The organism is Hydrogenophaga sp. RAC07, from assembly GCF_001713375.1.
Lineage (GTDB): Bacteria > Pseudomonadota > Gammaproteobacteria > Burkholderiales > Burkholderiaceae_C > Hydrogenophaga.
This window is the reverse complement of sequence record NZ_CP016449.1, coordinates 2371221-2385991: the sequence shown is the minus strand read 5'-3', so window position 1 is coordinate 2385991 and position 14771 is coordinate 2371221. Positions and strand designations below refer to the sequence as shown.

The 14771-nt window shown below is 66.3% G+C and carries 13 protein-coding genes; 4 read left to right on the top strand and 9 right to left on the bottom strand.

Features of this window, described 5'->3' with window-relative positions:
- From BSY239_RS11105 to BSY239_RS11075, 7 genes are all read right to left on the bottom strand, one after another.
- Entirely contained in the window at window positions 1-1041 is a 1041-nt protein-coding gene (locus BSY239_RS11105; RefSeq protein WP_069046904.1) for a branched-chain amino acid ABC transporter permease, read from the bottom strand.
- A 270-nt stretch (window positions 1042-1311) separates the two neighbouring features.
- On the bottom strand, window positions 1312-2445 hold the full coding sequence (locus tag BSY239_RS11100; protein WP_069046903.1) for an ABC transporter substrate-binding protein: 1134 nt from the start codon (window positions 2443-2445) through the stop codon (window positions 1312-1314).
- Window positions 2446-2492: 47 nt separating this feature from the next.
- A complete protein-coding gene (locus tag BSY239_RS11095; RefSeq protein ID WP_069046902.1) occupies window positions 2493-2912 on the bottom strand; it encodes an acyl-CoA thioesterase in 420 nt (139 codons plus the stop codon).
- Window positions 2909-3673 (bottom strand): SDR family NAD(P)-dependent oxidoreductase, encoded by a 765-nt coding sequence (locus BSY239_RS11090; protein ID WP_069046901.1) that lies wholly within the window; start codon window positions 3671-3673, stop codon window positions 2909-2911. The genes BSY239_RS11095 and BSY239_RS11090 overlap by 4 nt, the downstream gene beginning before the upstream one ends.
- A gap of 16 nt (window positions 3674-3689) precedes the next feature.
- Entirely contained in the window at window positions 3690-4937 is a 1248-nt protein-coding gene (locus BSY239_RS11085; RefSeq protein ID WP_069046900.1) for a thiolase family protein, read from the bottom strand.
- 7 nt (window positions 4938-4944) lie between these two features.
- The gene (locus BSY239_RS11080) at window positions 4945-6810 is read right to left on the bottom strand and encodes a feruloyl-CoA synthase (RefSeq protein ID WP_236944052.1); all 1866 of its coding nucleotides are present in this window, start codon (window positions 6808-6810) and stop codon (window positions 4945-4947) included.
- Between the two features lie 5 nt (window positions 6811-6815).
- Complete coding sequence (locus tag BSY239_RS11075; protein WP_069046899.1) at window positions 6816-7604, bottom strand: crotonase/enoyl-CoA hydratase family protein; 789 nt, start codon at window positions 7602-7604, stop codon at window positions 6816-6818.
- A gap of 149 nt (window positions 7605-7753) precedes the next feature.
- Here BSY239_RS11075 and BSY239_RS11070 point away from each other — a divergent pair, with 149 nt between their 5' ends.
- Together BSY239_RS11070 and BSY239_RS11065 are read left to right on the top strand one after the other, a co-directional pair.
- Window positions 7754-8617 carry an amidohydrolase family protein gene (locus tag BSY239_RS11070; protein ID WP_069046898.1) on the top strand — a complete coding sequence of 288 codons (864 nt, stop codon included), beginning with the start codon at window positions 7754-7756 and terminating at the stop codon, window positions 8615-8617.
- Window positions 8614-10449: an AMP-binding protein gene (locus BSY239_RS11065; RefSeq protein ID WP_069046897.1), complete on the top strand. Its 1836-nt coding sequence runs from the start codon at window positions 8614-8616 to the stop codon at window positions 10447-10449. Before BSY239_RS11070 ends, BSY239_RS11065 begins: the two co-directional genes overlap by 4 nt.
- A gap of 14 nt (window positions 10450-10463) precedes the next feature.
- Here the strand turns inward: BSY239_RS11065 and BSY239_RS11060 are convergent, their stop codons facing one another.
- Complete coding sequence (locus BSY239_RS11060; protein ID WP_069046896.1) at window positions 10464-11054, bottom strand: 2-hydroxychromene-2-carboxylate isomerase; 591 nt, start codon at window positions 11052-11054, stop codon at window positions 10464-10466.
- Window positions 11055-11241: 187 nt separating this feature from the next.
- Here BSY239_RS11060 and BSY239_RS11055 point away from each other — a divergent pair, with 187 nt between their 5' ends.
- Window positions 11242-12282: a TRAP transporter substrate-binding protein gene (locus tag BSY239_RS11055; protein ID WP_069046895.1), complete on the top strand. Its 1041-nt coding sequence runs from the start codon at window positions 11242-11244 to the stop codon at window positions 12280-12282.
- A 56-nt stretch (window positions 12283-12338) separates the two neighbouring features.
- Here BSY239_RS11055 and BSY239_RS11050 read toward each other — a convergent pair whose 3' ends face one another.
- Complete coding sequence (locus BSY239_RS11050) at window positions 12339-13469, bottom strand: 5-methyltetrahydropteroyltriglutamate--homocysteine S-methyltransferase (protein WP_069046894.1); 1131 nt, start codon at window positions 13467-13469, stop codon at window positions 12339-12341.
- Window positions 13470-13723: 254 nt separating this feature from the next.
- Between BSY239_RS11050 and BSY239_RS11045 the strand changes: the two genes are divergently transcribed.
- Window positions 13724-14761: a TRAP transporter substrate-binding protein gene (locus BSY239_RS11045; protein ID WP_069046893.1), complete on the top strand. Its 1038-nt coding sequence runs from the start codon at window positions 13724-13726 to the stop codon at window positions 14759-14761.
- Window positions 14762-14771: the final 10 nt, after the last annotated feature.

Sequence of the window (14771 nt, the reverse complement as noted above, 5' to 3'; positions counted from 1 at the left end):
TCAATGGTCCTCGTCGGAATGTTTGCTGCGCAGCGAGCGGAAGAGCAGCACGGGGAGGATCAGCGTGAACACGATCACTTCCTTGAAAGCGCTGGCCCAGAACGAGCCGAAGGCTTCGATCACGCCGACGAACAGCGCGGCGATGAGCGCACCTGGGTAGCTGGCGAGACCGGCGGCGACCGCTGCCACGAAGCCCTTGAGGCCGATCAGGAAACCCGAGTCGTAGAACACCGTGGTGGTCGGGCCGATCAGCAGGCCCGAGAGCGCGCCGATGAAGGCCGCCATGGTGAAGGTGAGCTGGCCCGAGGCCTGCGACGAGATGCCCATGAGGCGCGCGCCGGTGCGGTTGACGGCGGTGGCGCGCAGCGCCTTGCCGCGCAGCGAGCGCTCGAAGTACAGCCACAACAGCACGATCAGCGCGACGGTGGCCAGCGCCGTGATGATGGCCTGGCCCGACAGCATGACCGGGCCGATGGTGTAGCGCACGTCCCAGAACGCCGGGTTGCGGAAACCCTCGGCGCCGAAGAACAGCAGGCCCAGACCCGTCATGGCGAAGTGCACGCCGACCGAGACGATCAACAACACCAGCGGCGTGGCGCTCTCCAGCGACTGGTAGGCCACGCGGTACACCAGCGGGCCGTACACGGTCACGATGGCCACACTGAGCGCGGCCTGCACGGCCAGCGGAAACTGCTGCGGCGCGGCCCAGATGGCCACGGCCGAGACCACGACCGGTGCGATCAGCAGGCGGCCCGCGGCCTTGGCAGCCACCAGCACGTTGCGCTGGTGCTGCCAGCGACCCGAGAGCTCCATGAGCGCGGCCACACTGGCGAGGATCAGCAGCAACCACACGGTGCCGGGCACCTTGCCGGTTTGAAAGATGGCCAGGGTGAGCGCGCCGTATGCGACGAATTCACCCTGGGGAATGAAAATGACCCGCGTGACGGTGAACACCAGCACGGTGGCCAGGCCCAGCAGCGCGTACACCGCGCCGTTGGTCAAACCGTCCAGCAAGAGAATGCTGGCAATGGAAAAGTCCATAAGAGCCTAACGAGTAAAGAAAAGGCGGAACACACTCAAACGGGACATGCGGGACCTCACGAAGAAAGACCCCTTCGCGCGTGCCCCTCACCCCAGCCCTCTCCCCAGAGGGGCGAGGGCGCAAGAAGACCCCACCGCGCGCGAAGTGCCATCAACCAGGGACACCGAGGGTCCGGCTCCGCCGGCCCCAGGTGTCGTCCCTCCTCCCAGCGCCGAAGGCGCGCCAGAGAGGGGGGAAGCCGCGTCAGCGGCGCAGGGGGGTGCTCCGAATCACTCCACCTTGAACTTGCCGTCCACGACCTTGAGCATCACGCCGGTTTCGTTGGTGTAGCCCCAGTGGTCGGTGGGCGTCCAGTTCATCACGCCGTGCGAGAAGATGGTGCGGCCCATGGTTTCCATGCTGTCGCGCAGCGCGGACCGGAACTCGGGCGTGCCGGGCTTGGCTTTTTTCAGGGCCATGGGAATCACCTTCTCAAGCACGATCTGTGCGTCGTACGAGTGACCGGCAAACTGGTTGCGCAGGCCGACGCCCACCGCTTTTTCGTACTTCTGCACGAAGTCGATGGCCACGGCTTTGGACGGGTGGCTGTCGGGCAACTGCTCTGCGATCACGGCCGGGCCGGACACCACGTAGGCACCTTCCACCGCCTTGCCGCCCACGCGCATCAGGTCTTGCGTGGCTGCGGCGTGCGTCTGGTAGATCTTGCCCTTGTAGCCGCGCTCGATCATGGCCATGTGCGGCATGGCGGCACCGCTGCCCGAGGCCACGATCAGCACCGCATCGGGATTCGCGGAGGTGATCTTGAGCGCCTGCGGGGTCACGCCGGTGTCGGTGCGCGCGAAGCGTTCGGTGGCCACGACCTTGATGCCGGCTTTCTCCAGCAACGGAGCGCTTTCCTTCAGCCACTGCTCGCCGTAAGCGTCGGTGTAGCCCAGGAAGCCGATGGTCTTGATGCCCTGCTTCTTCATGTGTTCGACCACGGCGTGGCCCATCACGGTGTTGGATTGCGGCAGGCGGAACACCCACTTGTCCTTGCCGGGCGGCAGGCCCACGGGCGAGCCGGTGAGCTGCACCGTGCCGGCTTCGCTGGCGATGTCGCTCATGGCGGCTGCCACGGCGGTGATGCTCGATCCGATGATCATGTCGACCTTGTCTTCGGTCACGAAACGGCGGGCGTTGGCAGCACCCTTGCCCGGATCGGTCGCGTCGTCCAGGATGATCAGGTTGACCTTCTCGCCGGCGATGGTGGGCGGGAACAGCTTGAGCTGGTTCTGCATCGGAATGCCCAGGCCGGAGCCGGGGCCGGTCAGCGAGAGGCTCACGCCGATGTTGATGTCGGCCAGGGCGGCGGAGCTGCTCAGGGCCGTGATGGCCAGGGCAACGAGGGTTTTGACGGCTTTCATGGAATGTCTCCTTCTGGGTGGTTTGGGAAAGGGCGGGGAAAGCGGGGCTAGCTGCAAAGGGCCTTGATGTCTTCGGGCACGGGAATGGCCTTGATGCGGTCGGGCGCCTCGGGCGGGTGGATCACGAAGGCGCGCGTCTCGGTGCCTTCGCACAGCAGGTCCTCGCCGCGTTTGACCACGTGCTTGTGCATGAACACCTTCTCGCGCCATTCGGTCACGCTGGTGTGGATCTGCAGGCGCTCGCCGTAGGTGGCGGGGCGCATGAACTTGGTGTGAATCTCCAGCAGCGGCGTACCCACGATGCCGCGCGTCTTCACCAGTTCGCGCCAGGGTGGCACGCCGCACTTGACGAAGAAATTCAGCGAGGACGCGTCCATCCACTTGGAGAAGTTGGGGAAGAACACGATGCCGGCCGGGTCGCAGTCGCCGAACATCACTTCCACTTCGTACACAACCACTTTGCTCATCGGGGGGCCATTCTCAAAGCACCGTCGAGGCGGATCACTTCGCCGTTCAGGTGCGTGTTGGTGACGATGTGCGCGGCCAGTGCCGCGAACTCCTCGGGCTTGCCCAGGCGCGGCGGGAACGGGATGCTCGCCGCCAGCGAGGCCTGCACCGGCTCGGGCAGGGTGCGCATGAGCGGTGTGCTGAACAGGCCGGGTGCGATGGTGCAGACGCGGATGCCGTGTTGCGCCAGATCGCGAGCCATCGGCAGCGTCATGCCCACCAGGCCACCCTTGGACGCGCTGTAGGCCTGCTGGCCCACCTGGCCGTCGAACGCGGCCACGCTGGCGGTGAACATCATCACGCCGCGTTCGCCGTCTTCCAGCGGGTCCAGCTTCGCGCAAGCGGCGGCGAACAGGCGGCTGGCGTTGTAGGTGCCGATCAGGTTGACGTTGATCACCTTGGCGAAGTCTTCGAGTGGCGCGGCCGAGCCGTCCTTGCCGACGACGCGCCTGGCGCTGCCGATGCCGGCGATGTTCATCAGGATGCGGGCCGGACCATGCGCAGCCGCCGCAGCGTCCATGGCGGTCTGCAGGCTCTCGGTGTTGGTGATGTCGCAGTGGCATGCAATGCCGTTGATTTCGCTGGCCACGCGTTTGGCGTTGTCCAGGTTCACGTCGAGCACGGCGACCTTGGCGCCCAGGCGCGCGAGTTCGCGCGCGGTGGCTTCACCGAGGCCCGAGCCACCGCCGGTGACGAGGGCGGCGTGTCCTTGAATGTTCATGGTGTTGTCCTTGTGTTCATGCTTCTTTGTTTTCGATCAACAGCGCCATGCCCTGGCCGCCGCCCACGCAGGCGCTGGCAATCCCGTAGCGTTGGCCGCTGCGCTGCAGTTCGCGCGCCAGCGTGAGCGTGAGACGCACGCCGGTGGCTGCGAGCGGGTGGCCCAGCGCGATGGCGCCGCCGTTGACGTTGAGGCGGTCCAGGTCCATGCCCAGTTCGCGCGCCACGGCCAGCGTTTGCGCGCCCTGGGCTTCGTTCACTTCGAAGCGGGCGATGTCGCCGAGCTTCAAACCCGTGCGCTCCAGCAGCAGGCGGATGGCCGGCGCCGGGCCGATGCCCATGATCTCGGGCGGCACGCCCACAGCCGATGCCGCGACCACGCGCGCCAGTGCTTGTTTGCCGTTGGCTTTCGCGTAGGTGCCGGAAGCCACCACGCAGGCCGCCGCCGCGTCCACCAGCGCCGAGCTGTTGCCACCGGTCTGCACGCCGCCTTCAAACACCGCGCGCAGTTTGGCCAGCACCTCCACCGGCGAGACGCGGGGGTGGGTGTCGGTGGCCACTTCCGTGAGCTTGCCCTGCAGCTTGATGCCGCGTGGTTTGTAGCCGGCGAGCTCGAACTTTTCGCTGATCACCGGGACGATTTCCCCAGCGAGAAAACCACTCTCCTGCGCGGCCACCGCCTTGGCGAACGACGCCGAGGCGAACGCGTCCACCTCCTCGCGCGTGATGCCGTATTGCTTCGCCAGGTTCTCGGCGGTCTGGATCATGTTGATGCCCGCCGCCGGGTCCTTCAGCGCTTCCCACATGTAGTCCTTGAAACCCACGGGCGCGCCGAGTTTGAAGCCGGTGCGGTGGTCGAAGGCGGCAATCGGGTTGCGTGTCATGTTCTCGGTGCCCACCACCAGCGCGGCGTCGCAGGCGCCGCCCTGGATGTGTTCACCGGCCTGGCGGAACAGCTCGAAGCCGGTGCCGCAGATGCGCTGCGCCATGATGGCCGGCACCTCCACCGGCACACCGGCGTACAGGCCGATGTGGCGCGGCAGGAAGAACTGGTCGAAGTCGCCGGGCGCCATGTTCCCGGCGATCACCGAACCGATGTGGTCGCCCGGCACACCAGCGCGGACCAGCGCTTCGCGCGCGGCCTTGATGCCGAGGTCGGTGGGCGAGATGTGGCCCAGCGCACCACAGTAGTCGACCATGGGCGTGCGCACGCCGGCCAGCAGCCAGACGTCGTCGAAGGCGTTGAAGAATCCGCGGGTGGCCATGGTGTGTTTACTCGGGTTTCAGGATGGCGTGCAGGCCATCGCTGTGCAGCAGGTCCACGGTTTCGGCGCGGTGGGCCAGCACGGCGCGCTGGTTGATGGAGCCCTTGTCGGTCACCTCGCCGCGGTCGATGGTGGGCGGGTCGGCCAGCAGGCACAGGCGCGCGATGCGGCTGGCGCTGCCGGTGGCGGTCTTGGCGAGTTCGGTCACCACGCGCTGGAAGTGCGCCAGCACCGGTGCGCTGTTGAGCACGTCGTGCATGGAGGCGTCGGCGGGCAAACCACTGAGAGAGCGCACCAGCGGTGTGGGGAACACCATGGCGCCGACTTCTTTCATGTTCAGCCCGGTGAGCACCACATCCTGGATGTAGGGCGCACCGGCCGCGATGATCTTCGCGCGCAGCGGGCCCACGCTCACGAAGGTGCCCGTGGCGAGCTTGAAGTCTTCGGCGATGCGGCCGTCGAACTTGAGACCGAGGTGGATGTCGGTCTCGTCGATCCACTTCACCGCGTCGCCGGTCTTGAAGAAACCTTCTTCGTCGAAGGCCTCGGCTGTCTCGGCCGGCATGCGCCAGTAGCCCGGTGTGATGTTGGGGCCCTTGTAGCGCACCTCGGTCTTGCCTTCGGTGTCCACCAGTTTGAGCTCCAGCCCTGGCGCGGGCAGGCCGAGGTCGCCGGCCTTCACGTTGGGGCTGGTCACGAAGATGCCGAAAGGACCGGACTCGGTCATGCCCAGGCCCGTGCCCATGACGATGCGCTCGCCGATCTCGCTTTCCTGCGCCGCGTGCAGGGCGTCCCACACCGGCTGTGCCAGCGCGGCACCGGCGTAGAAAAACATGCGCACGCGCGAGAGCAGGGTCTTGCGCAGGGCCTCGTCGGTCTTCATGGCGTTGGCGATGGCCTCGAAACCGGTGGGCACGTTGAAATACACCGTGGGCGCGATCTCGCGCAGGTTGCGCAGCGTCTCGCCCATGAGTGCGGGCGTGGGCTTGCCGTCGTCGATGAACAGCGTGCCGCCGTGGAACAGCACCATGCCCACGTTGTGGTTGCCGCCGAAGGTGTGGTTCCACGGCAGCCAGTCCACCAGCACCAGCGGGCTCTCGGCCAGCACCGGCATCGATTCCATCATCTGCTGCTGGTTGGCGCACCACATGCGCTGCGTGTTGATCACGGCCTTGGGCATCTTGGTCGAGCCCGAGGTGAAGAGGAACTTGACGATGGTGTCCGGCCCGGTGGCGGCCATGGCGGCGTCCACCGCCGGCGTGGGCTCGGTGGCCAGCAGGTCGGCGAACGGTGTGGTGGTGCGTCCCGGCACCGAGCCCTCGGTGGTGACCAGCTCCACGCCATCGCCCAGCGTGGCCAGCATCGCGCGGCTGTAGCGGCTCGCATCGCTGGCGAACACCAGGCCGGGCGTGAGCGTCTTCACCACATGGTGCAGCTTGTCGAAATCCTGGCTCACCAGCGAGTAGGCGGGCGAGGTCGGGCAATACGCGATGCCGGCGTAGATGCAACCGAGTGACAGCAGCGCGTGTTCGAGGTCGTTCTCGCTCAGGATCAGCACCGGGCACTGGGTCGAGAGGCCGCGGTTGAGCAGGCCCTGGCCGATGCGGCGCGCCGCGTCGAGCGCTTGCGCGAACGTGATGTGGCGCCAGTCGCCGGTGCTGCCGTCGGCGTTCTTCGTCCGGCGCGCAAACAGGGTCTGGTCGGGGCGCGTGTTCGCCCAGTGCACCAGCCGGTCGGTGATGCGCTCGGGAAAGGGCGGCAGGTCCTGGTCGGCGCTGAGGTAGTGCGTGCCTGGAGCGCCGTCGCGCAGCGTGGCGCGGGTGACGCCGAAGGTGAGCGGGCGGTATTTCGCCATGGTCGGGTTGTGGCTCATGGCGTTCAGTCCTTGCTGACCTTGTTGGCGCGGCCTTCGAGGAAAGCGCGCACACGCGTTTTCGCTTCGGGATCGCTCTGTGCGATCGCGGCCATCATGGCCTCGGTCAGGTAGCCCTGGTCGGCCGGCTGTTCGGCGATGCGCGGCAGCGCGTGCATCAGCGCGTAGTTGGTCAGCGGTGCGTTCTGTGCAATGCGTGCGGCCAATTCCATGGCCTTCTCCAGCGCCGTGCCCTGCGGCACCAGGTACTGCGTGAGGCCGATGCGTTCGGCCTCGGGCGCCTTGTAGACGCGGCCGGTGAACATCATGTCGGCCATGCGCGCGGCGCCGATCAGGCGCGGGATGCGCACCGAGCCGCCACCGCCCACGAAGATGCCGCGCGAGCCTTCGGGCAGCGCGAAAAAGGCGGATTCGTCGGCCACCCGGATGTGGCAGGTGCTGGCCAGCTCCAGGCCGCCACCCACCACCGCGCCGTGCAGTGCGGCCACCACCGGCACCGGGCCGTATTGCACACACTCCAGCGCGCTGTGCCACATGCGCGAATGGTGCAGACCCTGGCCGGCGTCGCGTTCGCTGAGTTCGGACAGATCGAGTCCGGCGCAGAAGTGGTCGCCGCTGCCGTGGATGACGGCGGCTCGCACGCCGTGCGGCATGGCCTGGAACATGTCGCGGATGGCGAGGATCAGGCCGTCGTTGAGCGCATTGCGCTTGGCCGGGCGGTTGAGCGTGATGACGGCGATTTCAGAAGAAGCGCCTTGCAGGCTCAGGCTGATGTCGGTGGAATGGATGGGCATGTCGGGGTGTGGGCGTCGGCCGCCTGTTCGGGGTTTTTGCGCTTGAAACGAGGGCTGATTATGGTTATAAACAATAACCAAAACAAGCCAAACCCGTCCGACCGACCCCCGTGTTTTCCCTAGGTCAGACCCACCACCGAGAGACATCCATGGACCACAAGAACCTCATCGCGATCGACATCCACACGCACGCCGAAGTCAGCTGCCGCAACCCCTTCGACAACTATGGCGAGGAGTACGACCGCGCGGCCGACAAGTTCTTCGGCAGCGACCGCCGGCCCACCATTGCCGAGACGGTGGCCTACTACCGCGAACGCAAGCTCGGGCTGGTGATGTTCACCGTGGACAGCGAGTCGCAACTCGGCCGCCGGCGCATTCCGAACGAGGAGATCGCGCAGGCCGCGCGCGAGAACAGCGACATGATGATTGCCTTCGCCAGCATCGACCCACACAAGGGCAAGATGGGTGCGCGCGAGGCCGAACGCCTCATCCAGGAGGAGGGCATCAAGGGCTTCAAGTTCCACCCCACGGTGCAGGGATACCACCCCTACGACAAGATGGCCTGGCCGATCTACGAGGTGATCAACGCGCACAAACTGCCCGCGATCTTCCACACCGGGCACAGCGGCATCGGCAGCGGCATGCGTTGCGGTGGCGGCCTGCGGCTGGAGTACAGCAACCCCATGCACCTGGACGACGTGGCGATCGACTTCCCCGACATGCAGATCGTCATGGCGCACCCGAGTTTTCCGTGGCAGGACGAGGCGCTCTCCGTGGCCACGCACAAGCCCAATGTGTGGATTGATCTTTCCGGCTGGAGCCCGAAGTACTTTCCCAAACAGCTGGTGCAGTACGCAAACACGCTCTTGAAAGACCGCATCCTGTTCGGCAGCGACTACCCGCTGATCACGCCGGAACGCTGGATGAAGGACTTTGAAGTGGCCGGCTTCAAGCCCGAGGTGATGCCCGGCATCCTGAAAGGCAACGCGGTGCGTTTGCTCGGTCTGGCATGAAGGCGTTCGCCACGCTCGCCGACATTGAAGCGCTGGAGCGTGCGCCGCTGGCAACGTTGGCGCCAAACCGCACGCCTTATCAACTGATCCGGGCCATTGCCGAACGTTTCCCCGACCGCGAGGCCTTCACCTTCCTGCCCGACGCGTCACTGGACACGCCGCCGCAGCGTGTGACCTACCGGGAGTTGCTGGCCCACATTCACCGCGCCGCCAACGCGTTCCGCGCGCTCGGTGTGCACGAGAGCGACACCGTGGGCATGCTCGCGCCCAACACGCCCGAAGCCCACGCCGTGCTGTGGGGCGCGCAGCTCGCGGGCCGTGTGTGCCCGATCAACTTTTTGCTGCAGCCCGACCACATCGCAGCCCTGCTGAAAGCCTCGGGCGCGAAGGTGCTGGTGGCTTTGGGGCCCAACGCGGAACTGGCGGTGTGGCCCACGGCGCTGGCCGTGCAGGCGCTGCACGCCACCACCCTGGTGCCGATCTCCGTGGATGAGCCCGTGCCCGGCACGCCGTCGCTGCAGGACCTCATGGCCGCGCAGCCCGACACCCTCACGTTCGAGCCCGACCTGAACCCCGACCGGGTGGTGGCGCTGTTCCACACCGGCGGCACCACCGGCGCGCCCAAGCTCGCGCAGCACACCGCCGGCAACGAGGCCCACACGGCGTGGTTCGCGCACGCCTACTACGACATGGACGACACCGCGGTGGAGGTCAACGGCTTTCCGCTGTTCCACGTGGCGGGTGCGTTCGTGTACGGGCTGGCACTGCTGGCCATCGGCGCACGCCAGGTCTTGCCCACGCTCAGCGGCATGCGCAACACCGGCTTCGTGAAGGCCTACTGGCAGTTTTGCGAACGCGAGCGCGTGACGCACCTGGCCTGCGTGCCCACGGTGCTGGCGAGCCTGCTGGGCGTGCCGGTGAACGCGAAGATCGAGGGAGTGCGCGCGGCCTTCACCGGCGGCTCCCCGCTGCCGGCCGAGCTGGCGCAGCGCTTTGAGACAGCCACCGGCATTCCCGTGCGCAACATCCTGGGCATGACCGAATGCGCCGGACTGGTGAGCATCGAGCCGCTGCTCGGACCGCGCACCCCCGGCTCGGCGGGCCTGCGCCTGCCCTACACCGAGGTGCACGCTGTGCCCTGGCGCGATGGCGAAGCGAAGCTCGGCGAGCGATGCGCGGCGGGTGAGACCGGCGTGCTGGTGCTGCGGGGTCCACACATGAGCCCGGGTTACCTTGATGCGAAGCGCAACGCGGGTCTGTTCGAGCACGGCTGGATCGTCACGGGTGACCTCGGGCACATCGACGACGCGGGTCGCATCCACATCACCGGGCGCGCGAAGGACGTGATCATCCGCGGCTCGCACAACATCGACCCCGGTCTGGTGGAAGACGCCTTCATGGCCCACCCCGCCGTGTTGCAGTGCGCCGTGGTGGCCGAGCCCGATGCCTACGCAGGTGAGGTGCCGGTGGCCTTTGTGGTGCTGCGCGCCGGAGTCGGTGTGGACGCCGATGGTCTGCTGCGTGAGGTGGCGCCGCAGGTGTACGAACGGCCGGCCTGCCCGAAGCGCGTGGTGCTGGTGGACGCACTGCCGCTCACGGCCATCGGCAAGGTGTTCAAGCCCACGCTGCGCCTGCGCGCCATCGAGATCCGCCTGACCGAGATCGCGCAGGGCTTGGCGCCGGATCGCGCGGTGCGGGTGGACGCGAGCGACGAGGGTGGCCGTCAGCGCGCGTTGATCACACTCGCTGGCGCGGCCGATGAAGACCTGTCGCAGCGCCTGCGCGCCGCGCTGGCCGCGATTGCCTTGACGGTCGATATCCGCTTCGGCTGAAGCTCGGCTGCGACCTACCAACCGCCCCGGGTGAGCCAGCGGTCGATCTGTTCGAACTTGTCGATGCCCCAGAACGGCTCACCATCCACCACCACGGTGGGTGAGCCGAACACGCCGGCCTGCAGCGAGGCGTCGACCTCGGCGCGCAGCAGGGCCACGGCTTCCTCGCTGGCGGCGGCGTGTGCCACCTCGTCACCCACCACAGGTGTCAGCGACTCGGGGGTGGAGAGGTCCAGCCCTTCGCCCCAGTAGGCGCCGTAGATGGCGTGCGCCACCTCGGCCGCGCGCTGCGGCTGGTGGCGGTTCACCCAGGCCATCGCGCGCCCGCACGCCAGCGGGTTCATCACCGGGTCGCGGGGTTGGCGCTGCATCGGCACGCCGTGCTCCCGCGCGTAGCGCAGCACATCACGCTCGGTGTACGGGCCCTTGAGCGGTGTGTCGAGCAGGGGCTTCAGGCCCATGACCTTCATCACCGAAATGCCCAGCAACATGGGGTGCCATTCCACCGTGCGCCCGTGCCGCGCGGCGAGCTCTTCGATGCGAAGCGAGCCGAAGTAGCCGAAGGGCGAGATGAAGTCGAAGTGGAATTTGAGTGCTGGGGTCATGCGTGCATGGTACCCACGCCGCCTGTGTTTCATGCCGGCGCGGTATAGCTGCAAGTCGTGAAATGGGCTGGTGTATGTAAAGCCTTGGCGGCACATTAAAGGCCTTGTGTCTGACGCGACACATGTCCGGGCGCCTCTCTCGCGGGGCCGCCGAATGCCACTCTTTTCTGACAACAGGAATTCCCAGATGACTTTTCTCAAACGCCGCAACGCCGTCGTGGCCCTGGCTGCTTTGGCCGCAACCACCCTGGCGGGCAGCGCCCTGGCCCAGCAGACCATCACGCTGCGCCTGCACCAGTTCCTGCCGTCCACGGCGACCATTCCCGCGCGCGCCATCGCCCCTTGGGCCAGGAAGATCGAGGCCGAATCGGGTGGCCGCATCAAGGTGCAGATGTTCCACACCATGTCCATGGGCGGCACGCCACCGCAGCTGTTCGACCAGGCCCGCGATGGGGTGGCCGACATCACCTGGACGGTGCTGGGCTACACGCCCGGGCGCTTCAACAAGGCCGAGGTGTTTGAACTGCCGTTCATGAGCGGCAAGGCCGAGCCGGCTTCGCGCGCCTTTCACGAGTACGTGGAGAAGTTCGCCGCCGACGAGTTCCGCTCGGTCAAGCTGCTGGCCGCGCACACGCACGGCCCGGGCCTGTTCCACACCAAGTCGCCGATCACGGGCCTGGAGAGCCTGCGCGGCATGAAGATCCGCGGCGGTTCGCGCGTGATCAACAACATGTTGACCAAGCTCGGCGCCACACCCGTGGGCATGCCGGTGCCGGCGGTGACCGAGGCCTTGTCCAAGAGCGTGATCGACGGCACCACGATCCCGTGGGAAGTCACCCCGTCGCTCAAGATCGCCGACCTGGTGAAGAACCACACCACCTTCGCCGGTCCGCAAGGCCTGTTTTCACAAACCTTTGCGCTGTCGATGAACCGCGCCAGCTACGACAAACTGCCCGCCGATCTGAAGAAGGTGATCGACAACAACTCGGGCGTGGAAACCGCGGCCTTCTTCGGCCGTGCGATGGACGAGGGCGACAAGGTGGGTCTGGAGGTGGCGCAAAAGGCGGGCAACAACATCGTGACGCTGGACGCTGCCGAAACGAAGCGCTGGCAGACCGCTGCGACGGCGGTGGAGGCCGACTGGGTCAACGAGATGAAGGGCAAGAAGATCGACGGTGCGAAGCTGGTGGCCGAAGCCCGTGCCCTGATTGCCAAACACAGCAAGTGATGGGGTGACCCCCCAGCGTGAAAAGGGCCGCCGTGAGCGGCCCTTTTTGCGTTGGCTCAGCCCCAGACTTCCTGGGCGGTTTCCACCACCAGCGCCAGCTTGCGCCGCTGGTCTTCCATCGCGATGTTGTTGCCGTGCACCGTGCTGGAGAAACCGCACTGCGGCGACAGGCACATCTGGTCGAGCGGCGCGTATTTGGCGGCTTCTTCAATGCGGCGCTTGAGCGCGTCCTTGGTTTCCAGCTGGCCGAACTTGGTGGTCACCAGGCCGAGCACCACGATCTTGTCTTTGGATAAATAGCGCAGAGGGCGGAAGTCGCCGGAGCGGTCGTCGTCGTATTCGAGGAAGAACGCGTCGAGCTTCATCTCGCTCAGCAGCGCTTCGGCCACCGGTTCGTAATTGCCGGCTGCAGCGTGCGTGCTCTTGAAGTTGCCGCGGCACAGGTGCATGGCCAGCGTCATGCCGGCGGGCTTGTGCGCCACCACCTTGTTGATGAACTGGGCGTAGCGGTGCGGCAGTTCGTTCGGGTCGTCGCCGCGGCTGCGGGCGGCTTCGCGCATGCGCTCGTCACACAGATAGGCCATGTTGGTGTCGTCCATCTGCACATAGGTGCAGCCGGCGTCGGCCAGGCTTTGCAGTTCTTCACCGTAGGCCTTGGCCACGTCGTCGTAAAACTCGGGGTCGAGCTCGGGGTAGGCCACCTTGCTGATGCCGGCGCGCCCGCCGCGGAAGTGCAGCATGGTCGGCGAGGGAATCGTCACCTTGGGTGTGAGGCCGGGCTTGCCCAGCGCTTCCACCTGCGCCTTGAGGAACTGGAAATCGGCCAGCTGGATGTTCTTGGCGTGGCGCACCTTGTCGATCACGCGGATCACCGGTGGTGCCAGCTCTTCGGTGCCGTCGGGGCGCACGATGGTGACCGGGATGTCGGTCTTGACGCCGCCGAGCTGCTCCAGGAAGTCGATGTGGAAGTAGGTGCGGCGGAATTCACCGTCGGTGATCGAGGAGAGGCCCACGTCGGCCTGGAACTTCACGATCTCGGTGATGGCCCGGTCTTCCACCGCGCGGAGTTGTTCGGCGGAGATGCTTTTCTGGTTGAAGAACTGGTCACGCGCTTCGAGCAGGTAGGCCGGGCGCAGGAAGCTGCCGACGTGGTCGGCGCGAAAGGGCGGGTGGCTGCGCAATGTCATGTGTCTTCCTCGTTGTGGTGTGGAGCGGCGACTTTACTGCCATCGTGGCAAAAGGCCATCGTGGCCCGGTCAACCGCTCCTGCGCGGCCATTGAAGGTCGTTTCATAAAATAACGGCATATCTGAAAGTCTTTTCTCACACTGGCGTTAACACCATGGTCCATGCACAGTCCGGGTGTTCGAATAGAAGCGATCCGGGGCCGGGAACTGTTGCCCGTCACCCGGGCCCAACCATCCTCAAACCGGAGACAAACCATGACTTTCCTCAGCCGCCGCACCGCACTGTTGGCCCTGGGCGCCATCGCCGCCGTCACCATGGGCGGCACTGCCATGGCCCAGACCGTCACCTTGCGCCTGCACCAGATGCTGCCGCCGCAGGCCACCATTCCCGCCAAGGCCCTGATCCCCTGGGCGCAGAAGGTGGAAGCCGAGTCCGGCGGCAAGATCAAGGTCCAGCTGTTCCACGCCATGCAGCTCGGTGGTGCGCCACCGCAGTTGTTCGACCAGGCCAAGGACGGCATTGTCGACCTGACCTGGACAGTGCTGGGTTACACCCCGGGCCGCTTCAACAAGACCGAGGTGTTCGAACTGCCATTCATGAGCGGTTCGGCAGAGCAGTCGTCGCGCGCCATCCAGGAATATGTGGAGAAGTTTGCGGCCGACGAATTCAAGGACGTGAAGCTGATCGCCGTGCACACCCACGGCCCGGGCCTGTTTCACACCAAGTCGCCGGTGACCGGTCTGGAGAGCTTGCGCGGCATGAAGGTGCGAGGCGGTTCGCGCGTGATCAACAACATGTTGACCAAGCTGGGCGCCACGCCCGTGGGCATGCCGGTGCCGGCCGTGACCGAAGCCCTGTCCAAGGGTGTGATCGACGGCACCACCATTCCCTGGGAGGTGACGCCGGCGCTGAAGGTGAGTGAGCTGGTGAAGAACCACACGACCTTCGCCGGCAAGGAAGGCCTCTACACGCAGACCTTCGCGTTCTCGATGAACAAGGCTTCCTATGACAAGCTGCCGGCGGACCTCAAGGCCGTGATCGACAAGAACTCCGGCATCGAGACGGCCGCCATGTTCGGTCGCGCCATGGACGAGGGTGACAAGGTGGGCTTGGGCATCGCTCAGCGCGCCGGCAACAACATCGTGGCGCTCGACCTGGCCGAGACCCAGCGCTGGAGGCGCACGGCGGCCACGGTGGAGACCGACTGGATCAACGAGATGAAGGGCAAGAACATCGACGGCGCCAAGCTGGTGTCTGAAGCCCGCGCGTTGATCGCCAAGCACTCGAAGTAAACCGGTCCAC